At 69.7% G+C, this 20,890-nt stretch carries 18 protein-coding genes; 8 read left to right on the forward strand and 10 right to left on the reverse strand.

Going from position 1 to position 20,890, the window contains the following annotated elements; genetic code table 11:
* Nucleotides 1-17: 17 nt before the first annotated feature.
* From qhpC to peaA, 3 genes are all read right to left on the reverse strand, one after another.
* On the reverse strand, nucleotides 18-341 hold the full coding sequence (gene qhpC / locus SZ55_RS08150) for a quinohemoprotein amine dehydrogenase subunit gamma (protein ID WP_044403960.1): 324 nt from the start codon (nucleotides 339-341) through the stop codon (nucleotides 18-20).
* Between the two features lies 1 nt (nucleotide 342).
* Nucleotides 343-1,773: a quinohemoprotein amine dehydrogenase maturation protein gene (gene peaB / locus SZ55_RS08155; RefSeq protein WP_044403964.1), complete on the reverse strand. Its 1,431-nt coding sequence runs from the start codon at nucleotides 1,771-1,773 to the stop codon at nucleotides 343-345.
* Between the two features lie 73 nt (nucleotides 1,774-1,846).
* On the reverse strand, nucleotides 1,847-3,412 hold the full coding sequence (gene peaA / locus SZ55_RS08160; protein ID WP_044403967.1) for a quinohemoprotein amine dehydrogenase subunit alpha: 1,566 nt from the start codon (nucleotides 3,410-3,412) through the stop codon (nucleotides 1,847-1,849).
* A gap of 407 nt (nucleotides 3,413-3,819) precedes the next feature.
* Between peaA and SZ55_RS08165 the strand changes: the two genes are divergently transcribed.
* Nucleotides 3,820-5,313 carry an aldehyde dehydrogenase family protein gene (locus tag SZ55_RS08165; RefSeq protein ID WP_044403970.1) on the forward strand — a complete coding sequence of 498 codons (1,494 nt, stop codon included), beginning with the start codon at nucleotides 3,820-3,822 and terminating at the stop codon, nucleotides 5,311-5,313.
* A gap of 75 nt (nucleotides 5,314-5,388) precedes the next feature.
* Here the strand turns inward: SZ55_RS08165 and paaX are convergent, their stop codons facing one another.
* On the reverse strand, nucleotides 5,389-6,312 hold the full coding sequence (paaX, locus tag SZ55_RS08170) for a phenylacetic acid degradation operon negative regulatory protein PaaX (protein ID WP_044404127.1): 924 nt from the start codon (nucleotides 6,310-6,312) through the stop codon (nucleotides 5,389-5,391).
* An 88-nt stretch (nucleotides 6,313-6,400) separates the two neighbouring features.
* Nucleotides 6,401-6,997: a phenylacetic acid degradation protein PaaY gene (gene paaY / locus SZ55_RS08175; RefSeq protein ID WP_044403973.1), complete on the reverse strand. Its 597-nt coding sequence runs from the start codon at nucleotides 6,995-6,997 to the stop codon at nucleotides 6,401-6,403.
* A 336-nt stretch (nucleotides 6,998-7,333) separates the two neighbouring features.
* Between paaY and paaF the strand changes: the two genes are divergently transcribed.
* From paaF to paaK, 6 genes are all read left to right on the forward strand, one after another.
* The gene (gene paaF, locus SZ55_RS08180; RefSeq protein ID WP_044403976.1) at nucleotides 7,334-8,107 is read left to right on the forward strand and encodes a 2,3-dehydroadipyl-CoA hydratase PaaF; all 774 of its coding nucleotides are present in this window, start codon (nucleotides 7,334-7,336) and stop codon (nucleotides 8,105-8,107) included.
* 41 nt (nucleotides 8,108-8,148) lie between these two features.
* Nucleotides 8,149-8,940 (forward strand): 2-(1,2-epoxy-1,2-dihydrophenyl)acetyl-CoA isomerase PaaG, encoded by a 792-nt coding sequence (paaG, locus tag SZ55_RS08185; RefSeq protein WP_044403980.1) that lies wholly within the window; start codon nucleotides 8,149-8,151, stop codon nucleotides 8,938-8,940.
* Between the two features lie 4 nt (nucleotides 8,941-8,944).
* On the forward strand, nucleotides 8,945-10,468 hold the full coding sequence (gene paaH / locus SZ55_RS08190) for a 3-hydroxyacyl-CoA dehydrogenase PaaH (RefSeq protein WP_044403983.1): 1,524 nt from the start codon (nucleotides 8,945-8,947) through the stop codon (nucleotides 10,466-10,468).
* Nucleotides 10,455-10,904 carry a hydroxyphenylacetyl-CoA thioesterase PaaI gene (gene paaI, locus SZ55_RS08195; protein ID WP_044403985.1) on the forward strand — a complete coding sequence of 150 codons (450 nt, stop codon included), beginning with the start codon at nucleotides 10,455-10,457 and terminating at the stop codon, nucleotides 10,902-10,904. The genes paaH and paaI overlap by 14 nt, the downstream gene beginning before the upstream one ends.
* A 7-nt stretch (nucleotides 10,905-10,911) precedes the next feature.
* A complete protein-coding gene (gene pcaF, locus SZ55_RS08200; protein WP_201774863.1) occupies nucleotides 10,912-12,117 on the forward strand; it encodes a 3-oxoadipyl-CoA thiolase in 1,206 nt (401 codons plus the stop codon).
* A gap of 104 nt (nucleotides 12,118-12,221) precedes the next feature.
* The gene (gene paaK / locus SZ55_RS08205; protein WP_044404129.1) at nucleotides 12,222-13,535 is read left to right on the forward strand and encodes a phenylacetate--CoA ligase PaaK; all 1,314 of its coding nucleotides are present in this window, start codon (nucleotides 12,222-12,224) and stop codon (nucleotides 13,533-13,535) included.
* Between the two features lie 36 nt (nucleotides 13,536-13,571).
* On the opposite strand, the gene SZ55_RS08210 is transcribed toward paaK, so the two are convergent.
* Both SZ55_RS08210 and SZ55_RS08215 read right to left on the reverse strand, forming a co-directional pair.
* Nucleotides 13,572-14,303 (reverse strand): hypothetical protein, encoded by a 732-nt coding sequence (locus SZ55_RS08210; protein ID WP_044403991.1) that lies wholly within the window; start codon nucleotides 14,301-14,303, stop codon nucleotides 13,572-13,574.
* A 1-nt stretch (nucleotide 14,304) separates the two neighbouring features.
* Nucleotides 14,305-14,697: a VOC family protein gene (locus SZ55_RS08215; protein WP_044403994.1), complete on the reverse strand. Its 393-nt coding sequence runs from the start codon at nucleotides 14,695-14,697 to the stop codon at nucleotides 14,305-14,307.
* A 165-nt stretch (nucleotides 14,698-14,862) separates the two neighbouring features.
* Between SZ55_RS08215 and SZ55_RS08220 the strand changes: the two genes are divergently transcribed.
* The gene (locus tag SZ55_RS08220; protein ID WP_044403997.1) at nucleotides 14,863-15,219 is read left to right on the forward strand and encodes a DUF1428 domain-containing protein; all 357 of its coding nucleotides are present in this window, start codon (nucleotides 14,863-14,865) and stop codon (nucleotides 15,217-15,219) included.
* 8 nt (nucleotides 15,220-15,227) lie between these two features.
* Here the strand turns inward: SZ55_RS08220 and tssA are convergent, their stop codons facing one another.
* The 3 genes from tssA to SZ55_RS08235 are packed head-to-tail and all read right to left on the reverse strand — an operon-like array spanning nucleotide 15,228 to nucleotide 20,889.
* Nucleotides 15,228-16,304: a type VI secretion system protein TssA gene (tssA, locus tag SZ55_RS08225; protein ID WP_044404000.1), complete on the reverse strand. Its 1,077-nt coding sequence runs from the start codon at nucleotides 16,302-16,304 to the stop codon at nucleotides 15,228-15,230.
* Nucleotides 16,301-20,122 carry a type VI secretion protein IcmF/TssM N-terminal domain-containing protein gene (locus tag SZ55_RS08230; RefSeq protein WP_044404002.1) on the reverse strand — a complete coding sequence of 1,274 codons (3,822 nt, stop codon included), beginning with the start codon at nucleotides 20,120-20,122 and terminating at the stop codon, nucleotides 16,301-16,303. Before SZ55_RS08230 ends, tssA begins: the two co-directional genes overlap by 4 nt.
* Entirely contained in the window at nucleotides 20,119-20,889 is a 771-nt protein-coding gene (locus tag SZ55_RS08235) for a DotU family type IV/VI secretion system protein (protein WP_044404003.1), read from the reverse strand. The genes SZ55_RS08230 and SZ55_RS08235 overlap by 4 nt, the downstream gene beginning before the upstream one ends.
* Between the last annotated feature and the right edge of the window lies 1 nt (nucleotide 20,890).

Below are 20,890 nucleotides of genomic sequence, written 5' to 3' on the forward strand. Positions count from 1 at the left end.
CGTGTTCGAGTGGCCGGTCATTTGTCTTTGGGGAAGACGGTGCCGAGGTTGCGCCAGTCCTGCGAGGAGTCCTGCGCGCTGGCGTTCCAGTCCTGGTAGGTGGTCATCATGTCCGGCACCTGGGCCGGCCACCAGCAGGGGTCGGAGCAGCCGTAGAGGTCGGCCTCCATGGGCTGGCACAGGGAGCTGACGCCCCCGAAGGCATCCACTTCCCAGCCCGGGTCGGTGGTCGCCGTGCAACCGGCGACGGCACTCATGGCAACGACTTCTTCCAGGCGGTCTTCGGCTGCGGCCTGTTCGAGCAGGTGCGCTTTCTGGTTCAGCGGCTTGAGGTGTTTCATGTCAGTGCGCCTTCCGCGGAGTGATGGTGCGGCTGATGAAGGCCGGGTTGCCGGCCAGGATGCGGCTGTAGACCTCGATGCCGAAGTCCACCCAGTCGCGCATCAGTTCGCAGTAGTGATAGGTCGGGTGCGTGGGATCGCCGTAGCGGGCGTAGCTCTCGTGGTAACAGCCGCCGGAACAGAGGTTGCGGATGCGGCAGCTGTCGCAGCCGGTGCCGGTGCGGTCCAGGCGCTGGGAGAGGAAGTCGTTGAGCTCGGCCTGCTTCACCGCGCCGTGCACGTTGCCGAAGGTCGGCAGGCTGGAGCCGGTGAAGCGGTGGCAGAGGTTCAGCTCGCCCTTGTGGTCCACCGCCAGCATCTTCAGCCCGGCCCCGCAGGGCAGCGCCTTCTTCTGGCCCTCGTGGATGTCGGTGATCAGCTGGTGCAGGTTGGAGAAGCCGATGTTGCGGTTCTCCAGCGCCGCCTCCAGGTAGCGCCGGCCCAGGGCCTTCATGTTGGCGAACACCTGCACCAGCTCGTCCGCCGTGAGGTTGAAGCTGCTGATGTCACCGGAGGTGACCGGGGCGAACCCCACCTCGGCGAAGCCCAGTTCGTTGAACAGGTGGTCCCAGATGGTCTCCACGTCGGTGACGCCGGTGGTCAGCGTCACCCGCGCGCCCACCGGGCGGCTGGTGTAGCGCGACAGCAGCATCTCCACCTTGCGCCGGACCACGTCGTAGGTGCCCTGCCCGCCCACGGTGATGCGGTTGCGGTCGTGCACCGTCTTCGGCCCGTCGATGCTGATGGACAGCCCGAAGCGGTGGGCATTCAGCCAGTCGATGATCTCCTCGGTGAGCAGCGTGGCGTTGGTGGTCATGACGAACTCCACCTGCTTGCCCGCGGCGGCGAAGCGGCGCTCGCAGTAGCCCACCATGTGCTCGATCAGCGGGCGGTTGGAGAGCGGCTCACCACCGAAGAACACCACGCTGTAGCGGGCCTCGTTGGGGGACTCGCGTAGCAGCATCTCCACCGAGGCCTCGGCCGTTTCCACGGCCATCTTCTTGCCGGCCGAGGGCTTGTCGAGGTCTTCCTTGTAGCAGTAGGTGCAGCTCAGGTTGCAGCCGGTGTTGACGTTCAGCACCACGGTGTTGAGGGCGGTGCGGTCGACCTTCTTCAGGCCGATCTCCGGCGTCAGCGGCGAGCCGTCGCTCACCACCTCCAGCGCGATCAGCTCGCGCAGGGTCTCGTCGATCTCGGCCCCGGCGAAGCGCCCGCCCAAGCGTTGCACCAGCTCCTCGGGCGAGCAGCCCTGCTGGCGCAGGGCGTCGATGATGCCCCCGGTCAGCGCGTCGGTGGCGAACAGCGAGCTGCTGGGGATGTGGAACAGCATGCGGTCGGTGTTGACCTGCACCTCGTGCAGGTTGCGTTCGACCAGATTCAAGATTGCGCCCATGGCGACCTCCTGGAATTCGTCCCGATTCGTTTCGAATCCGGGCGGGGCTACCGCCCTGCCCGGTCCTTCCCACTCAGGGCAATGGCGGGTTGTTCCAGCGCTGGACGGTGACGATCAGGTGGCCTTCGCCCTTCTGCCCGCCCTCCTCCAGCTCGGCGATCACCTTCAGGTTGCCGGCGTTGTTGGTCATCATCTTGCGTTCCGGGTTGGGGCCGGCACCGCCGGGCACGAAGACGCCATCCTTCTGCATCACCCCGGCGAACTTCACGTCCTCGTCTTCCTTGGCCCGCTCATCGAACGGTTCCACCGACCATTTCGCCGGCAGGTAGCCGATGCGGTAGGCCTTGCCGGCAGCGTCGGTGCCCCAGGCCTCGGCCTCGAAGCGGCCCTGGACCTTGGGCGTGGAGCCGCCGTTCTCGCCGATGCGGGCGATGGAGAACGCGGGCACCACCTTGACCTCGGCGATGTCCTTGTAGACCGCCAGGGTCACGCCCTTCAGCGCGCCGACGGAGACCTCACGCAGGCCGGGGGCAGCATCGGCGGCCGCCTTCACCTTCACCCGCACCTGGTCCGGGGTGCTGTCCAGCACCTTCACCACCTCCAGCCCGGCCCCCAGTTGCGGCGCGCCCGAGAGGCCGCTGCCCACCAGGGTCAGCTCGGCTTCGCTGCCGGCCTTGACCTGCGCCGGCTGCACCGCCAGGAGCCGGGCCTTGCCCTGCTTCGCGGCGCTGAAGTCGAGGCCACGCTCGTCGTGCTCGCTCTCGAACATGCGGCCGGTCATCTGCCCGTCGAGGGCGGCGAAGACCTGGCGCAGGGTGGTGTCGCCCACCTTCACGTTGCCGCGCCATTCGTAGCCGTTGTAGAGGATCGCCGAGCCGCTGCCGGTGAACGGCGAGCCGTCGGCGTACTGGCCCTTCACGTCCACCTTGAAGGTGTCGGCGCCATCGGCGGTCACGGTCATCACGCCGCGCACATCACCCTTGGCGAGCATGTGGCCGCTGAAGCTCCACTGGCCCGGCAGCACGTCGGCCTTGGGCCGGGCCTTCTGCCAGTCGGTCCAGGCCTGGCTGTCCAGCGGGAAGCGCTTGGCCAGGTCGGGCACGGTCTGCTTGAGGGCGATGTCCAGCCAGTCGCGGTCGCGGGACTGGGCCTGGTATTCGAGGGACGGCCACTGGCCGAGGTGGAAGTTGACCAGGTGCTCCCACTCCTTCGCCGGGCGCCGCTGCAGGGCGACACGGGCACCGGAGTGGCAGCGGCCGCACATCTGGCTGAGGTGATCGTCGAACTGCTCGACGGTGTTCAGCCGACGCTCCATGGCGTAGCGCACGCCGTCGGTCTCACTGGGCGCCAGGCCCTGCTTGTCGGCCAGGTACTTGACCAGGGTGCGACGGTCCTCGTCGCTGATCTTCAGGCCGTGCATCACCTGCATGCGGGCGATGCTCATCAGCCAGCCTTCGGGCGTCTTGCGCTGGTGGCTGATGCGGCTGTAGGTGTCGTTGCCCTCGGGGATGTGACACCCCATGCACTTGGACTGGAGGAGCGCCGGCCCCTCTTCCGCCCCATGGGCCTGGGCACACAGCAAGGCTGCCAGGGTCAGCACCAGGCTGCCCGCTTGCCGCCGGAGTCGAGTCGTCTTCAAGGTCAGACCTCCACGGTTTTGTTCTTATGGGTCGCGCCGAACCGGGCGGCACAACTGTCGCAGCCGATACAGGATGTGTGCCACTTCCAATAAACCCTTCTGAATCAATGCCTTGAGCGCGCAACGCGGCTTCATCGGGGCTGTGGCGAAACACCGCACGCGTCTAATTTCGAGACAGGCTGTTCCAGCCTGAGACGCCGCCACGGTGACACCCGAGCGCAGCGGGCGCGGCTGTTGCACGGGTTGTCTCACGCCGTCTCAAAGTGCAACAGCCCCAATGCGCCGGCGCCCACCTCATCGGCGCCGCAGGTCACGGCAGACGGCGCCTGGCGCCCTCGCGCGCAGCTTGGCATGGCGGTTGCCCCATGGCGGTTCACCTCCTTCCCTGACAACAAGAGAGCGACCCCATGTCCGACCAGCTGCCCCTCCTGCCGGCCACCTGCGCCTTCCTCGACCGCCCGCTGAAGATGCTCATCGGCGACCAGTGGCAGGACGCCACCAGCGGCGCCACCCTGGACTTCCGCAACCCGGCCACGGGTGACGTCATCGGCCACGTGCCTTCGGCCGACGCGGACGACGTGGACCGCGCCGTGCGCGCCGCCCGCCAGGCTTTCGATGACTCCGCCTGGAGCCGCATGCGCCCCCGCGAGCGGCAGAACCTGCTGTGGCGCCTGGCCGACCTGATGCAGCGCGATGCCCAGCAACTGGCGGAGCTGGAATGCCTCAACAACGGCAAGAGCGCGGCGGTGGCGCAGGTGATGGACGTGCAACTGGCCATCGACTTCCTCCGCTACATGGCCGGCTGGGCCACCAAGATCGAAGGCAGCAGCGTCGACGTTTCCCTGCCGCTGATGCCGGACGACCAGTTCCACGGTTTCATCCGCCGCGAAGCCGTTGGCGTGGTGGGCGCCATCGTCGCCTGGAACTTCCCCCTGCTGCTGGCCTGCTGGAAGCTCGGCCCGGCCCTGGCCACCGGCTGCACCGTGGTGCTCAAGCCGGCGGACGAAACGCCGGTCACCGCCCTCAAGCTGGCCGAACTGGTGCTGGAGGCGGGCTACCCCGCCGGCGTGTTCAACGTGGTGACCGGCACCGGCCTGAACGCCGGCGCCGCCCTCACCCGCCACCCGGGCGTGGACAAGCTGACCTTCACCGGCTCCACCGAGGTCGGCAAGCAGATCGGCAAGGCCGCCATGGACAACATGACCCGCGTCACCCTGGAGCTGGGTGGCAAGTCGCCCACCCTGGTACTGGCCGACGCCAACCTGCAGGACGCCGCCGCCGGCGCCGCCACGGCGATCTTCTTCAACCAGGGCCAGGTGTGCTGTGCCGGCTCGCGCCTGTACGTGCAGCGCAAGCACTTCGACAACGTGGTGGCCGACATCGCCGGCATCGCCAACGGCATGAAACTGGGCAACGGGCTGGACCCGAGCGTGCAGATGGGCCCGCTGATCTCCGCCCGCCAGCAGGACCGCGTGACCGGCTACATCAACCTCGGCCGCGAGCTGGGGGCCTCGGTCGTCTGCGGCGGCGAAGGCTTCGGGCCGGGGTATTTCGTCAAGCCGACGGTGATCGCCGACGTCGACCAGAAGCACCGCCTGGTGCAGGAAGAGATCTTCGGCCCGGTGCTGGTGGCCATGCCCTTCGACGACCTCGACGAAGCCGTGCGCCTGGCCAACGACAACCCCTACGGCCTCGGTGCCAGCATCTGGTCCAACGACCTGGGCGCCGTGCATAGGATGATCCCGCGCATCAAGTCCGGCTCCGTGTGGGTCAACTGCCACAGCGCACTGGACCCGGCCCTGCCCTTCGGCGGCTACAAGATGTCGGGGCTCGGCCGCGAGATGGGCGCAGCCGCCATCGAGCACTACACCGAACTCAAGTCGGTGCTGATGCGGTTGTAAGCGCAACGCCGGCCCCAACGCAGGGGCCGGCACAAGACCGGGCAGGCGGCCGGCCCGCCCATCTCGTTCAGCGTGCTAGCGCAGACCGCCAAAGCGCCGGTAGAAACCCTCACTGGCGTCGGGCAGCGGGCCGTCGGCGGTTTCCAGGTTGGCGTTCAGCCATTCCTCGGCCTTGGCGTAGATCAGGCGGTAGATGTTGCGGCACAGCTGGCGGGCCGAGCGGCCTTCCCAGTCGCTGGGCAGCAGTTCGTCCGGCAGTTGCGGGTCGCGCAGCAGCAGGCGGCGGTATTCGTGGATCAGCAGCGTGCGGGCCAGCAGGCAGTCCTCCGGATCCAGGCTTTCCTGCTCGCGCAGTGCCTGCCAGAGCGGGCGGAACAGCTGGATGAACTCGCGGTAGTGCTCGCCCAACTCATCCAGCCGCCAGCTCTCGCGCACCTGCATACGCAGGGCCTTGGAGGCCAACACATCCTGGGCACTGGTCTCGAAGACGATGCTGTCCTCCAGGGCGTCCAGCTCCTGCAGGGTGGTGGTGAGGTCCACGCGGTCGCAGCGGGGGTTGGCCAGCACGGTCGGCGCGATGGCGCCGAAGCCCTGCCACTCCAGCTCCTCGCGCACCTGCTTGCGCTTCTCCTGGGGCAGCTGCGACAGCACCACCAGGTGCCAGGAGCCATCCCAGGCCGGGATGCCGGAGCTGTAGACGCGCTTGAAGGCCTTCTCGAAACGCCGACGGCCAGTGCCGGTGAGGCTGTAGTAGCTGCGCCGCCCGACCTTCTCGGCACTCAGCCAGCCGTCCTTGGTGAGGCGGAAGATCGAGGTGCGGATCAGCCGCTCGTTGATGCCAATGGGCTCCAGCATCTGGATCAGGCTGCCCAGCCAGACGGTGCCGCCGTGGGGTTCGATGGCATCCCCGTAGAGGGTCATGATCAGCGAACTGGCGCGAATGGGGGTCTGCTGCTGGAAGCGGGTGATGAGCTGGTCCAGGGGCGCGAGGGAGGTCATGGGCATACGGGGTCGTGAAGGGATGCCGACTATACCCGCACGCTTCACGATGGGGCCACAGGCGTTACGGGGCCACAGACCGAACCCATCAGCGTGCCTCGCCCTTGGGCCGCAGACCCGGGTCGCTCATGCGCGGCCGGCCGGGCTCCACCTCGGCCAGCGGCTCGCAGGGCTCGAGCGCCGCCAGGCAGCGCTGGGCCAGGCGCTGGTACTCGCGGGTGCCGGCCTGTTTCCAGGCCACCTCGTCATCGCTCAGCACACGGCGCACCTGGGCCGGAGAGCCCATCACCAGGGACTGCGCATCGCAGGTGAAACCCGCCTTGACGAAGGCCGTGGCGGAAACGAAGGAACGCGCGCCGATGTGCGCGCCATCCATCACCACCGCATTCATGCCCACCAAGGCGTCTTCGCCGATCTGGCAGCCGTGCAACACCGCGCCGTGGCCGATGTGGCCGTTGCGCGCCACCACCGTGTCGCTGCCGGGGAAGCCATGCATCACGCAGGTGTCCTGGATGTTGGCGCCCTCCTCCAGAACGATGCGCCCGAAGTCGCCGCGCAGGCTGGCCAGCGGGCCGACGTAGCAGTGCGGGCCGATGATCACGTCACCGATCAGCACCGCGCTCGGGTGCACATAGGCAGTGGGGTGCACCACCGGAACCAGTCCATCCAGGCTGTAGCAGGCCATGGGCGTTTCTCCTTCTCAGGCTCAAGCCTTATTCGATTCAAAAATACACAGCTCTTGTATCACATGGAAACACCTTCAAAAAAGCACCGGAATCACGACCAATCAGCCACTCAACGCTAAATAAAGGCCGATAAGCCCTGTAGCAGGCCCTTCACAACCACCAAGCCGCGATCTTTTAAGACACATTTTCTATTTTTAGATTTGTTGTTTTGTATCGCTTTATGCCTATACTGCCGCCACAACGGATGGCGACCCGTCGCGAACGCCCGGGTCACGCGCCATCTCACCAACAAGAGCGGCATGCCTGAGCCGCGCGTGCACCAGAGGACGTTCGTCATGCCTCGTACCCTTGCTGTCCTGCCGCCCGAACTGGGTGTCCGCCTGATCACCCTGCAGCGCCCCGAGGCGCTGAATGCGCTGAACACCGAGCTGCTCGGCGAACTGGCTGCCGAGCTGGACCTGGCCGAGCAGGACGCCGACACCCGCGCGGTGGTGATCACCGGCAGCCGCAGGGCCTTCGCCGCCGGTGCCGACATCCAGGAGATGGCCGAGCGCGACCTGGTGGGCATCCTCAACGACCCGCGCCAGGCCCACTGGCAGCGCATCGCCCGCTTCGGCAAACCGCTGGTGGCCGCCGTCAACGGCTTCTGCCTCGGTGGCGGCTGCGAGCTGGCCATGCACGCCGACATCCTCATCGCCGGTGAAGACGCCCGCTTCGGCCAGCCAGAAATCAACCTCGGGATCATGCCCGGCGCCGGCGGCACCCAGCGCCTGCTGCGCGCCGTGGGCAAGTCCCTGGCCATGCAGATGGTGCTCACCGGCGAAGCCATCGACGCCCGCCACGCCCTGCGCGCCGGGCTGGTCAGCGAGGTGACCCAACCCGAGTTCACCGTCGAGCGCGCCCTCGCCATCGCCCGGCTGATCGCCCAGAAGGCGCCACTGGCCGTGCGCCTGGCCAAGGAGGCCGTGCTCAAGGCCGAGGACACCGACCTCGCCAGCGGCCTGCGCTTCGAGCGCCATGCCTTCACCCTGCTGGCCGGCACCCGCGACCGCGACGAAGGCATCCGTGCCTTCCAGGAAAAGCGCCGCCCCGACTTCACCGGCCAGTGACCGCTGGCCGCCCTCTCCCGCCGCCCTGGAGCGCCCGAGACATGACCTTCGAACACATCCTCTTTTCCATCGAGGCGGGTGTCGCCACCCTCAGCCTCAACCGACCCGAGCAGCTCAACAGCTTCAACGCCCAGATGCATGGCGAAGTCCGCGAGGCCCTCAAGCAAGTGCGCCAGGACCCGGCGGTGCGTGTGCTGCTGCTGACGGGCGAAGGCCGTGGCTTCTGCGCCGGCCAGGACCTGGCCGACCGCAACGTCGCCCCCGGCAGCGAGGCGCCGGACCTGGGGGCCTCCATCGAGCAGTTCTACAACCCGCTGATCCGCACCCTGCGCGACCTGCCCATGCCGGTGGTCTGCGCCGTCAACGGCGTCGCCGCCGGGGCCGGGGCCAACATCCCCCTGGCCTGCGACCTGGTCCTGGCCGCCCGCTCCGCCAGCTTCATCCAGGCCTTCTGCAAGATCGGCCTGATCCCCGATTCCGGCGGCACCTGGACCCTGCCGCGCCTGGTGGGCATGGCCCGCGCCAAGGCCCTGGCCCTGCTGGGCGAGCGCCTGAGCGCCGAGCAGGCCGAGCAGTGGGGGCTGATCCACCGCGTGGTGGACGATGCCGCCCTGCGTGACGAGGCCCTCAAGCTCGCCCGCCACCTGGCCACCCAGCCGACCTACGGCCTGGCGCTGATCAAGCGCAGCCTCAATGCCAGCCTGGACAACAGCTTCGACCAGCAGCTGGAACTGGAGCGCGACCTGCAGCGCCTGGCCGGCCGCAGCGAGGACTACCGTGAAGGCGTCAGCGCCTTCATGGCCAAACGCACCCCGGTCTTCAAAGGACGCTGAACCCATGCCCGCCCTGCCCCAAACGTCCCTCGTCGCCGTGATCGGCGCCGGTGCCATGGGCGCCGGCATCGCCCAGGTGGCGGCCCAGGCCGGCCACCCGGTCCGGCTCTACGACAACCGACCCGGCGCCGCCGCCCAGGCCGTGGACGGCATCGACCACCAGCTCGGCCGCCTGGTGGAGAAAGGCAAGCTGGATGCCGCCGAGCGCCAGGCCATCGTCGCCCGCCTGCAACCGGCGGAGACGCTGGAAGCCCTGGCCGACGCACGCCTGGTGATCGAAGCCATCGTCGAGAACCTGGAGATCAAGCGCGCCCTGCTACAGCAGTTGGAGGCGCTGTGCAGCCCCACCTGCATCCTCGCCAGCAACACCTCCTCGCTGTCCATCACCGCCCTGGCCGCCGGGCTCGCCCACCCGGGGCGGGTGATCGGCCTGCACTTCTTCAACCCGGCACCGCTGATGGCCCTGGTGGAGATCATCTCGGGCCTGGCCAGCGACCCGGCCCTGGCCGACGCCCTGTACGCCACCGCGCGTGCCTGGGGCAAGCAGCCGGTGCACACCCGCTCCACCCCCGGCTTCATCGTCAACCGGGTGGCCCGGCCCTTCTATGCGGAAAGCCTGCGCCTGCTGCAGGAAGGTGCCGCCGACTGCGCCACCCTCGACGCCCTGATGCGCGAGGCCGGCGGCTTCCGCATGGGCGCCTTCGAACTCACCGACCTGATCGGCCACGACGTCAACTACGCCGTCACCTGCTCGGTGTTCGACGCCTACTACGGCGACTTCCGCTTCCAGCCCTCGCTGATCCAGAAGGAGCTGGTGGACGCCGGCCGCCTCGGGCGCAAGAGCGGCCGTGGCTTCTATGACTACACCGAAGGCGCCCAGCGCCCGACGCCCGCCGCGCTCTCCAGCGAGCAGACCGTGAACGGCTGCGTGGTGGAAGGCCACCTGGGCGTGGCCGAGCCGCTGGTGGCGCGCCTGCAGGCCGCCGGCCTGGCGGTGACCCGCCGCGACGGCGCCGGCCTGCTGCGGGTCGGCGATGCCGTGCTGGCCCTCTCCGACGGCCGCCTGGCCAGCCAGCGCGCACGCGAGGACGGCCTGGCCAACCTGGTGCTGCTGGACCTGGCGCTGGACTACGCCGAGGCCAGCCGCCTGGGCATCACCTGGGCCGCCGGCACCTCCGCCCTCGCCCGCGACCAGGCCGTGGCACTGCTGCAGCGCGCCGGCATCACCGCCACGCCGCTGGCCGACATCCCCGGCCTGGCCGTGCTGCGCACCGTCGCCATGCTGGCCAACGAAGGCGCCGATGCAGTGCTGCAGGGCGTCGGCTCGGCGGCGGACATCGACCTGGCCATGCGCGCCGGCGTCAATTACCCCAAGGGCCCGCTGGCCTGGGCCGACGCCATCGGCCTGGCGGCGCTGCTGCGCACCCTGGACAACCTGCAGGCGGCCTACGGCGAGGCGCGTTATCGCCCGTCGCTGCTGCTGCGCCGCCACGTCGCCGAAGGGAGGACCTTCCATGACCAACCATGAAGCCCTGTCCCTGGCCGAGGCCTGCGGCAGCGCCCTGTTCGAGCGCGACACCGCCAGCCAGGCCATGGGCATGCGCCTGCTCTCCGTCGCACCCGGCCGGGCGCAGATGGGCATGACCGTCCGCGCCGACATGGTCCAGGGCCACGGCACCTGCCACGGCGGCTACCTCTTCGCCCTGGCCGACTCGGCCTTCGCCTTCGCCTGCAACAGCTACAACGAAGCCACCGTGGCCATCGGCTGCAGCATCGACTACGTGGCCCCGGCGCGCCTGGGCGACACCCTCACCGCCCAGGCCAGCGAGCAGAGCCGCAGCGGGCGCACCGGCAACTACGACGTGCGCATCGAGAACCAGAACGGGCAGCTGATCGCCCTGTTCCACGGCAAATCCTACAAAGTGCGCGGCACAGTGCTCGCGCAGGAGACCCCTGATGAGTGATGTCCAGATGAACGACGCCCTGATCATCGACGCCGTGCGCACCCCCATCGGCCGCTACGCCGGGGCGCTGTCCGGCGTGCGTGCCGACGACCTCGGCGCGGTGCCGATCCGCGCCCTGATGGCGCGCCACCCGGAACTGGACTGGAGCGCCATCGACGACGTGATCTACGGCTGCGCCAACCAGGCCGGCGAGGACAACCGCAACGTCGCGCGCATGGCCGCCCTGCTCGCCGGCCTGCCGCAGAGCGTGCCCGGCACCACCCTCAACCGCCTGTGCGGCTCCGGCCTCGACGCCGTGGGCAGCGCCGCCCGCGCCCTGCGCTGCGGCGAAGCCGGACTGATGATCGCCGGCGGGGTAGAGTCCATGTCCCGCGCGCCCTTCGTCATGGGCAAGGCCGACACCGCCTTCTCCCGCCAGGCGGAGATCTTCGACACCACCATCGGCTGGCGCTTCGTCAACCCGCTGATGCAGGCCGGATTCGGCATCGACTCCATGCCGGAGACCGCCGAGAACGTCGCCGAGCAGTTCGGCATCTCCCGCGCCGACCAGGACGCCTTCGCCCTGCGCAGCCAGCAGCGCGCCGCCGCGGCCCAGGCCAGCGGGCGCCTGGGCAAAGAGATCGTCCCCGTGGAAATCCCCCAGCGCAAAGGCCCGCCCAAGGTGGTGAGCCAGGACGAGCACCCGCGCGGCGATACCACCCTGGAGCAACTGGCCAAACTGGGCACGCCCTTCCGCGCGGGCGGTTCGGTCACCGCCGGCAACGCCTCGGGCGTCAACGACGGCGCCTGTGCCCTGCTGCTGGCCAGCCCCGCCGCCGCCCGGCGCCACGGCCTCAAGGCCCGCGCCCGGGTGGTCGGCATGGCCACTGCCGGGGTGGAGCCGCGCATCATGGGCATCGGCCCGGTTCCGGCGACACGCAAGGTGCTGGAGCTGACCGGGCTGTCCCTGGCCGACATGGACGTGATCGAACTCAACGAGGCCTTCGCCGCCCAGGGCCTGGCCGTGCTGCGGGAGCTGGGCGTGGCCGACGACGACCCTCGGGTCAATCCCAACGGCGGCGCCATCGCCCTCGGTCACCCGCTGGGCATGAGCGGCGCGCGCCTGGTGACCACCGCCCTCCACGAACTGGAAGAACGCCAGGGCCGCTATGCCCTCTGCACCATGTGCATCGGCGTCGGCCAGGGCATCGCCCTGGTCATTGAAAGGCGCTGAAACGCTACGCCCGAGCCCGGGCGAACAGCGCGGAGTATGCTGCTCGCCTGCACTCGCAGCCCCTCACCGGCTGTCGACTACAACAACAATTCGAGTGACCCATGATGAACACGATCGCCTCCACCGCCTTGCTCGATCCCATGGAAACCGCCAGCGTCGACGAACTGCGCCAGCACCAGCTGGATCGCCTGCGCTGGAGCCTGAAGCACGCCTACGACAACGTCCCGCTGTACCGCCGCCGCTTCGACGAGGCGGGCGTGCACCCGGACGACCTGCAGTCCCTGGAGGACCTGGCGCGCTTCCCCTTCACCGGCAAGAACGACCTGCGCGACAACTACCCCTACGGCATGTTCGCCGTGCCCCAGAGCGAGGTGGTGCGCCTGCACGCCTCCAGCGGCACCACCGGCAAGCCGACGGTGGTGGGCTACACCCGCAACGACATCGACACCTGGGCCGGCGTGGTGGCGCGCTCCATCCGCGCCGCCGGGGGGCGCAAGGGTGACAAGGTGCATGTGTCCTACGGCTACGGCCTGTTCACCGGCGGCCTGGGCGCGCACTACGGCGCCGAGCGCCTGGGCTGCACGGTGATCCCCATGTCCGGCGGCCAGACCGAAAAGCAGGTGCAGCTGATCCGCGACTTCCAGCCCGACATCATCATGGTCACCCCGTCCTACATGCTGAACCTGGCGGACGAGATCGAACGCCAGGGCATCGACCCCCACGACCTGCCCCTGCGCCTGGGCATCTTCGGTGCCGAACCCTGGACAGCCGAGCTGCGCCGCGCCATCGAGGAGCGCATGGGCATCACCGCGCTGGACATCTACGGCCTCTCGGAAATCATGGGCCCGGGCGTGGCCATGGAATGCGCCGAGACCAAGGACGGCCCGACCATCTGGGAGGACCACTTCTATCCGGAGATCATCGACCCGGTGACCGGCCAGGTGCTGCCGGACGGCGAGTACGGCGAGCTGGTGTTCACCTCCCTGTCCAAGGAGGCGCTGCCGATGATCCGCTACCGCACCCGCGACCTCACCCGCCTGCTGCCCGGCACCGCGCGGCCGATGCGGCGCATGGACAAGATCACCGGACGCAGCGACGACATGCTGATCATCCGCGGCGTGAACGTGTTCCCCACCCAGGTGGAGGAGCTGGTGCTGAAGGTGCGCGCCCTCTCGGAGAACTACGAGATCCACCTCTACCGCGACGGCAACCTCGACGGCATCGAGATCCACGTCGAGCCGCGCCCGGGCCAGGAGCCGGCCAACACGGCCCAGGAGCTGGCCCTGTGCAGCGAGCTGGGCAAGCTGATCAAGACCTACATCGGCATCAGCGCACGGGTGGTGCTGCGCCCGCCCTTCTCGCTGAAGCGCTCCGAAGGCAAGGCCTGCCACGTCTACGACCGGCGCAAGGCCGGCTGAGCCACCCCGCCGCCGGGAACGGGCCTGCGCCCGTTCTCAGCGGGGCGCGGGCTCGATCACGAAGCGATAGGGGTTGTCCGGCTCACTGAAGCGCAGGCGATAGGTCTCGGCCGAGACGGCCCCGTCGCTGCGCCGGTAATCCATCTGCACACCCGGCGGCAGGTCGCCCGGGCCTTCCAGGTAGTGGGTGTCGGGATAGAAGAAGACGCCATTGCCCCCCTCGCGCACCGCCCCGCAGGCGGCGAACAGCGGCGGCAGCACATGCAGGTTCCCACCCCTCACCACCAGCACGCCGCTGTAGCGGGCCATGCGTCCGCTGCCGTTGTAGTGCAGCTCCAGGCACAGGTCCGTGCCCTGTTGCCAGGCGGTGACCGAGGCCAGCGATTCCGGGTCCTGGGGCGAGGTGCCGCCCCAGTCCGCCGGGGCGAGGTTCACCGCGTCCGCCAGCGACAAGGTGCGCCCGGCCACCGCCAGGCTGCTGCCATCGAACACCAGCGCCGGCCAGCCGGCCGGTGCCTCGCTGCCCAGCGCCCCGGGCGCGCTCCACAGCGCATCCGGGTAGCGCTCGGCCGCCATGCCGAGGGCGTTGGTCCACAGGCAATGACGGGGCTCATCGGTGCAGGCCTGCTGCAACTCGAGCCCCTCACCCGGGAACAGGTTCCTGCCGAGCCCGGCATAGAACTCGTCATAGCCCTCGTAGGGCGCTGCCATCAGCGGGCCGGCGGCCAGCCCCAGCAGCGCCCCCAGTGCCAGGTGCCGTGTGCGCACGTCAGCCCCCCACCGGGGTGCACAGCTCCACCAGCAGGCCGTCCGGGCAGCGCAGGTAGGACACCACCTGCCCCCAGGGTCGCGCCACCGGAGGGGCCAGCTCGCGGGCACCGGCCGACAGCGCGCGCTGGTGTGCGGCGGCCACATCGTCGGTGACCAGGCCGATCTCCATACCCAGCGGCTGGGCGGAAGCATCGGCACGCACGTGGCCGCCGGGGAAGTTGAAGTCGCCCAGGGCATGGTTGGCGAAGGCCAGGGTGGTGGCGCCGGTCTCCACCTCGCCGTAGTCGCCGGACTCGTGGAGGAAGCGCGTCGACAGCCCGAAGGCCGCTTCGAAGAAGGCCAGGGAGGCGGGTACGTCGCTGACGTAGAGGATGGTGTAGCCGAGTTTCATGGTCGTACGTCCGTGTTGGCTGGGAGGACCGGCATCTTCCTCGCTCACCGCCGCGCCCACAAGCGGCCCATTGGTCGGCACGCTTCCGCAGGGTGCCGAAACCCGTGTCGAATGAATCCAGGCACGCCGTACCGCCTGTCCATGAGTCCACCCAGGAGATCGACCATGACCCTCTACGTCGACGGCTATGTACTGGCCGTGCCAACCGCCTCCCGCGAGGCCTACCGCGAACTGGCCGAGCAGGCCGCCACTGTGTTCAAGGACTGCGGCGCCCTCAGCGTCTGCGAATGCTGGGGCGATGACGTCCCGGAAGGGACTCTGACGTCCTTCCCCATGGCCGTGCAGTGCAAACCGGAGGAAACCGTGGTGTTCTCCTGGATCACCTGGCCCTCGAAGGCCGTGCGCGACAGTGGCATGCAACGGGCCATGGAAGACCCGCGCCTGAAGACCGACCCCGCCGGAATGCCCTTCGACGGCAAGCGGATGATCTTCGGCGGATTCGAGGTGCTGGTGAGCGCCTGACCGCTTCGCTACCTCAGCACCCCCAGCAACTGCCACAGGCGCCGCGACTCGGCGTCGGCGTTGAGCAGCTCGTCCAGCAGGCTGCTCAGCGGCTGATGGCCCCACTCCACTGCGCGGCGGATCACATAGGGCACGGGGCTGTGGGGCTCGGTACGGGCCAGGAAGTCGGCAATCTGCGCCAGTTGCCGGTAGGCCTCCTCGCGGCTGCTGGGCGCACCGGCGGGCAAGGCGGCGACGGCGGCGGTGGCCGGCGCGGCCTCGTGCTCGGGGGTGGAGACGGGCTCCGGCATGGGCGGCACCTCGGGGACATAGGGAAGACGTTCGTGGACGAAGGCATGCAGGGCGTCCAGGACGCCACGCAGCGGGCCGAAACCCGGCGCCAGCTCGCCCAGCCACTCGTCACAGCCTTGCTCGAGCCGTGCCAGCTCGGCCAGCGCGCGGCCCAGCTCGGCATCAAGGGTGACGAACTGCTCGGCGGGCAGGCGCCGCAGTGCCTCATCCAGCTTGCTCTGCTCCAGCCGCGCAGCCTCGGCAGCGGCCTTGGCCGCCTTGCTGTCGCCGACCTGGACCTGGCGCTGCTTGAGGCCCTGCCAGTGGGCCAGGGTGACCTCGGCCAGGTCGCCCTCCACCACGCCCAGCATTGGGCAGCGGGTCAGCAGCAGTTCGTTGTAGCGCCGCGCCACCCACTCCAGGGGCGCCACTCGCCAGGAGCGGTCGTCATCCTCGGCACGCGGGTGCAGGTCGTCCGGGTAGCGCGCCCAGAGCCCGGCCAGCAGGCCCAGGGCCGGCGCCGCGCCATGCAAGCCATGGCGCATCAACCAGGCCTCGCCGAGCCAGGCGGCGAGCATCAGGTCCTTGCTGCGGCGACACAGCAGGTCGCCGGCCAGGGCCTCCACGCCGCTCCAGTCACCGCGCTTGAGTTCGGCCTGCCAGACGCCCTCGGGCAGCGACGGGTCGTCCTCGCGGCGCATCTGCCGCAGACGGTCCATCTCGGGGGCGTGGCGCAGGTTCTCGCCGCAGGGATCGCCGTCGGAAATCGGTGCCAGCAGGTCGTCGAGGCTGGGGCCGGTGGGTTGCCAACTCATGGGGTTACCTGGGAACTGACGAAGGAATCGGGCCGCCAGCCGTCGAACGGCGAGCGCGGCGCGCGCACCGGCAAGGGCTGCAGCGACAGGGGCTGCTTGCCGCCCTGGGCCATCAGCGACAGGCGCAGGAACATCAGCGCCTGCGGCTCGCCCTGGGTCACGCCGCGCACGGGCACGCTCAGGGTCAGCGGGAAGTCGGTGTAGTCCGGGCTGGGCTGGCGCTGCGCGACCACATGGGTGCGCAGCAGCCGCATCAGCGCCCAAGGCCCGCGGTACTCCCAGCCGACCTCCAGGTCGTTGACCGCCATGCTCGGCTGCAGCGGGTCGATGCCCGGCCGCTGGCCGCTGTCCTTGGCCCAGCGCAGCAGCAGGTGCAGCGGCTCGCCGGCATTCCACAGCAGGCGCCCGGGCTCGCCCGGGTAGTCCAGCTGGCGATCGGCGGCGTGCAGGGACCAGGCGATCACCTGGTCGGCCCCTCGCTCGGACTCGCGGTCGGTGCGCCAGCGCACTTCCATGTCCAGCCCCAGGGCACCGGACTTGTCGCGCTGCAGCAGCGGCCCGAGCCAGGCCCGCGCCTGCTCCAGACGGGTGAGGAAGTCCTCGGCGGCGGGCCGGTCGGCGGCCTGCCCCCACTTGAGCCCCTCGCGGGCGGCGGCCAGGTGGGTGTCGATCAGCTCCACCAGGTGCTGCACCCGGGCCGGGTCGGCGTCTTCGGTCCGCAGGCTGTAGGCGAAGGGGAAGCGCCCCGCCAGGTACTGGTTGAAGTAGACCGCCAGGGCGTCCCAGGCCTGGGCGGCTTGCTGCCGCTGCAGGTCGCTGCAGCGCTGGGCGGCCTGGTCACGCAGCACCTGGGAGCGGCGCGCCAGGTCACCGGCGCCGGTGGACAGGGTGGCGGTGGTGAGCACCTGCTGGCAGGAGCCACGGTCCATCTCGACGAAGTCGCGGGCCACCAGTTGCTCGAACAGGGCCGGCGAGCTGGTGGGGTTCTGTGCCTTGTACTTGACCATCTCCTCGCTGAGGGCGGCGAGGCGGTGCACCCGGTCCTGCTCGGCGACGCTGAGTTCGGGCTGCTCCTGCAACCAGGCCAGGGCCGGGGCGGCGCCTTCGCAGCTGCCCTGGATGGCGCCGAACTGCTGGGCAAGGCTGGTCTTCAGGTCCTGCACGTCGCTGGCGCGGAACAGGCGCAGGCCCAGCTCGCGGGAGCCGTCCCACTGGGCGATGTCGTAGCGCTGGGTGAACAGCGGCATGCCGTCGATGCTGGCCAGCGCGCCGTTGACGTCGGCCATGGCCATCCGCGTGAGCTGCCCGCGCAGGCTCCCGGCGAGGTCGTGGCGGCCCACCTCCAGCAGCGCCTGGAGCACCTGCATGGCCTGGTCCACCGGTACGTCGAAGACCCGCCCGGTGGCACCCGGCGCACGCTCCGGCGAGGCCACCAGGCTGGCCCACACGGCGCGGGCCACCGCTTCGCCGGCCGCACTGCGCATGCCTTCGCGGTAGTCCGAGGGGATCGGCGCCATGGCGCTGGCGACGAAGGCACGGTAGCTCTCCACGTAGCTGAAGGCCTGGGTCAGGGCGCGGGCGTCGACGTTGCGCAGGCTGCGCGGGTTGGCATCGCCCAAGTCCTTGCGCAGGGCCGCCACCGTGAAGTCCCGCCGCAGCAGGTCGTCGATGGCGCGGTCCAGGGCCACCACGTGGTCCTGCAGGGCCAGGGTGTTGCCGGCCTGGCGTTGCAGCAGGCTCGCGTCGTTTCCGTTACCGGCGATCCATTGGCCATGGAAGCTGCGGCGCAGCTTGTTGGCTTCCTCGTTGAGCTCCTGCTCGACGGTGCTCCCCAGCAGGCTGCTCTGGCGCACGGTCTGCATCAGGTTGCCGTAGCCGGGCACCAGCTCTTCACCATTGGTGTGGCTCCAGGCGGAGTTGGTCAGGGCGAGGATGTCCTGCAGGCGCGCGATGCGGGCACGGATGGTTTCCAGGTCGGACAGCGAGCTGCCCTGCCCCCGGCGCAGGCTCTCCAGGTGGATGCGCAGGTAGGCCGCCGGCTCGACGAAGTTCTCCGCCAGGAAGTACTGGGTCAGCCAGAGCTTCATCAGGCTCTGGAAATTCGCCGTGATCGGCTCGCGCGCATTGCGCAGGTCCAGCGGTTCCAGCCCGGCCCCGCCGAGGTTGCGCAGCACCTGGTCGTAGTAGGTGCGGCGATGCAGGCTGGCGCTGTTCAGCTCCATGCCCAGGGTGGTGTTGGCCAGTTGCGCCAGGGGCTCCAGCACGCCCTTGTCACCGGACAGCGCATCGCCCAGCCAGCGGTTCTGCTGCTCCAGGGCCGCGGCGCCGTAGGCCAGGCTCCTTGCCTTGACGTAGTTGGGCCAGTCTTCCGGCACCTCGCCCTCGACATTGGTGTGGCGCTCCGTCGGGCGGATCGCCAGCAGGCGCTCCAGCTCCACCTGCTCCAGTTGCAGCACGGGGCTCAGGGCCTCGCTGCGGGCCAGGGTGCGCAGCATTTCGTCCATGCGTGCGTTCTGGCTGGAGAACCAGGAGGTGGGGTAGACCAGCGCGGCGAAATGCCAGCGCGGCGCATCGCGCAACAGGTTCCAGAAACCCTGGATATTGCGCCGGGCCTGCTCCTGGCTGCGGGCCGGGTCCTTGAGCTGCACATGGGCGTTCTGCGTGACCTGCACCAGGCGGGTCAGCTCGCGGGCATCCTGTCGCTCGTCATGCCAGACCCAGACCATGCCCAGCAGCCAACACACACCGACCACCCCGGCGACCACCGCCGTCACCCGCTGCCAGCGCTGGCGCAGGTAGAGGATGCGCGGAACGGCCTGGGCCAGCCCCTGCTCGGCGAGGAAGCGCTGGCGCCAGAGGCCGGCGGCGAAGGCCGGCTGCTGCGGCTGGCCCTCGCCCGTGCCGACCGCCCAGGGATCGGCCGGGCCACCGAGCGCACGCGCGCCGCTGAAGTAGATGCCCCGCAAACGCGGCGCCTCGCCTTGGGTGTTGCCCTGGAACACCGGCTCCAGCAGCGCCCGCAGGTGAGTGCGCAGGCTGTCCAGCTGGCCCGGCAGGCGATAGAGGTCTTCCCCCAGTTCGCCACGCAGGGCACCCACTTCCATCACCGTGGCCTGCAGGGCCTGCATGACCTGGTCGAGGCCGTCATCCAGCCAGTAGCCCTGCCAGCCGGCGTCCAGGCTGTAGGGCGAGGACCAGCCCAGCAGGCGCTCGCGGGCCTCGTCGGGCAGGGCATCGAGCAGTTCGAGGAAGCCGGGCATGTCCTCCATGCAGGTGACCATCACCTGCACCGGCAGGCTCAGGCCCAGGCGCTGCATCAGCTCGCTGAAGCGGCGGCGTGCAGTGATGGCATCCGACGCCAGTTGCGCCTCGTTCATCAGGCGCGACAGCGGCACCACCCAGATCACTCCGTCCAGCGGGCGCTGGCCACGCAGGCGCAGCAGCATGCCCAGCAGGCGGCGCCAGACGAAGGCCGGTGCGGTGCCGCCCTCCTCCGGCAGGAACAGGCTCTGCGGCACCACCAGCAGGCTGCCGTCCGGGTCGGCCCACCAGCGGCCGAACCAGGCCGGGCGGCCCACCGGGGCCAGTTGCCAGTCCGGGGCCAGCAGCGCGCCCTCGCGGGGGTCGCCCACCAGCATCAGCCAGGGCGTCTGGTAGCGGTCCTGGGTGCCCTGGTCGTGCTCCATCTTGCGCACGGCGTTGTAGAAGGTGCGGATCGCCGCGCCGGACTGGGTGCGCAGCCACCAGTAGAGGGCGCCGAGGGCCACCAGCGCGAGGATCACCAGGAAGACGGTCAGGGCGATGGCGAAGCCGCTCATTCGGCGCCTTCCTCTTCATCGACCAGTTGGCCCAGGTGCATCACCGGCTCCAGCTCGGACTGGATGTCGCGCCAGAACCCGTGTCCCACGGCGGTCAGCAGCAGGACGCCGGCGACCACCGCCAGGGTCAGGCGGAAACCGTCAGGCAGGGTGCGCCGCAGCGGCAGGCGCAGCGGCGCCGCCTGGGTCGGCCGCGCCAGGCTCTGCAGGGCCCCCTGGGAATCGGGCTCGCGGTGCCAGGCGAAGGTGAACAGCGCCCGCCGCCAGCGTTCGTGGAGCACCCGGCCGCGCTCCCCGCGCAGTTGCCCCTGGAAGCCCAGCACCAGGCATTGCAGGTAGACGTTGGCCAGGTCGCGGGTGGACGGCGAGCGGGTCTGCAACAGGGTGCGGATGGCCGCCGGCAGGCGCTCGCCGGCATTGCGCGAGCCGTAGAGGCGCATCTCCAGCGGGCGCTCCTGCCAGGTGGACTGGCCACGCCAGGGGGTGAACAGGAGACTTTCATCCAGCAGCGCGACGAAGGCATAGACCGAGGCCTTGACCTGGTCCGCGGCGGAATCCCCGACCCGGGCAAAGCCGCTGCGCCACAGCCGGCGGACGATGCGCGTGGCGGCTTCGGCCACCTTCTCCACCAGTTGCGGCTCGGGGTCGTCGAGGTCTTCCAGCAGGTCCCAGGCCCCTCGCCATTCCAGCCAGGCTTCACGGAAGGCGAGGCTCAGGGGGGCCTCGCCGAACTCGGGTGGGTAAAGGGCCAGACTCCTTTCGGGCATG

Source organism: Pseudomonas sp. FeS53a (genome assembly GCF_000931385.1).
Lineage (GTDB): Bacteria > Pseudomonadota > Gammaproteobacteria > Pseudomonadales > Pseudomonadaceae > Metapseudomonas > Metapseudomonas otitidis.

Bases quoted from the DNA above. Each gene is read 5' to 3' on its own strand.
- qhpC (WP_044403960.1), bottom strand. From the start codon at position 341: ATGAAACACCTCAAGCCGCTGAACCAGAAAGCGCACCTGCTCGAACAG.
- peaB (WP_044403964.1), bottom strand. From the start codon at position 1,773: ATGGGCGCAATCTTGAATCTGGTCGAACGCAACCTGCACGAGGTGCAG.
- SZ55_RS08165 (WP_044403970.1), top strand. From the start codon at position 3,820: ATGTCCGACCAGCTGCCCCTCCTGCCGGCCACCTGCGCCTTCCTCGAC.
- paaX (WP_044404127.1), bottom strand. From the start codon at position 6,312: ATGACCTCCCTCGCGCCCCTGGACCAGCTCATCACCCGCTTCCAGCAG.
- paaY (WP_044403973.1), bottom strand. From the start codon at position 6,997: ATGGCCTGCTACAGCCTGGATGGACTGGTTCCGGTGGTGCACCCCACT.
- paaF (WP_044403976.1), top strand. From the start codon at position 7,334: ATGCCTCGTACCCTTGCTGTCCTGCCGCCCGAACTGGGTGTCCGCCTG.
- paaG (WP_044403980.1), top strand. From the start codon at position 8,149: ATGACCTTCGAACACATCCTCTTTTCCATCGAGGCGGGTGTCGCCACC.
- paaH (WP_044403983.1), top strand. From the start codon at position 8,945: ATGCCCGCCCTGCCCCAAACGTCCCTCGTCGCCGTGATCGGCGCCGGT.
- paaI (WP_044403985.1), top strand. From the start codon at position 10,455: ATGACCAACCATGAAGCCCTGTCCCTGGCCGAGGCCTGCGGCAGCGCC.
- pcaF (WP_201774863.1), top strand. From the start codon at position 10,912: ATGAACGACGCCCTGATCATCGACGCCGTGCGCACCCCCATCGGCCGC.
- paaK (WP_044404129.1), top strand. From the start codon at position 12,222: ATGAACACGATCGCCTCCACCGCCTTGCTCGATCCCATGGAAACCGCC.
- SZ55_RS08215 (WP_044403994.1), bottom strand. From the start codon at position 14,697: ATGAAACTCGGCTACACCATCCTCTACGTCAGCGACGTACCCGCCTCC.
- SZ55_RS08220 (WP_044403997.1), top strand. From the start codon at position 14,863: ATGACCCTCTACGTCGACGGCTATGTACTGGCCGTGCCAACCGCCTCC.
- tssA (WP_044404000.1), bottom strand. From the start codon at position 16,304: ATGAGTTGGCAACCCACCGGCCCCAGCCTCGACGACCTGCTGGCACCG.
- SZ55_RS08230 (WP_044404002.1), bottom strand. From the start codon at position 20,122: ATGAGCGGCTTCGCCATCGCCCTGACCGTCTTCCTGGTGATCCTCGCG.
- SZ55_RS08235 (WP_044404003.1), bottom strand. From the start codon at position 20,889: ATGCCCGAAAGGAGTCTGGCCCTTTACCCACCCGAGTTCGGCGAGGCC.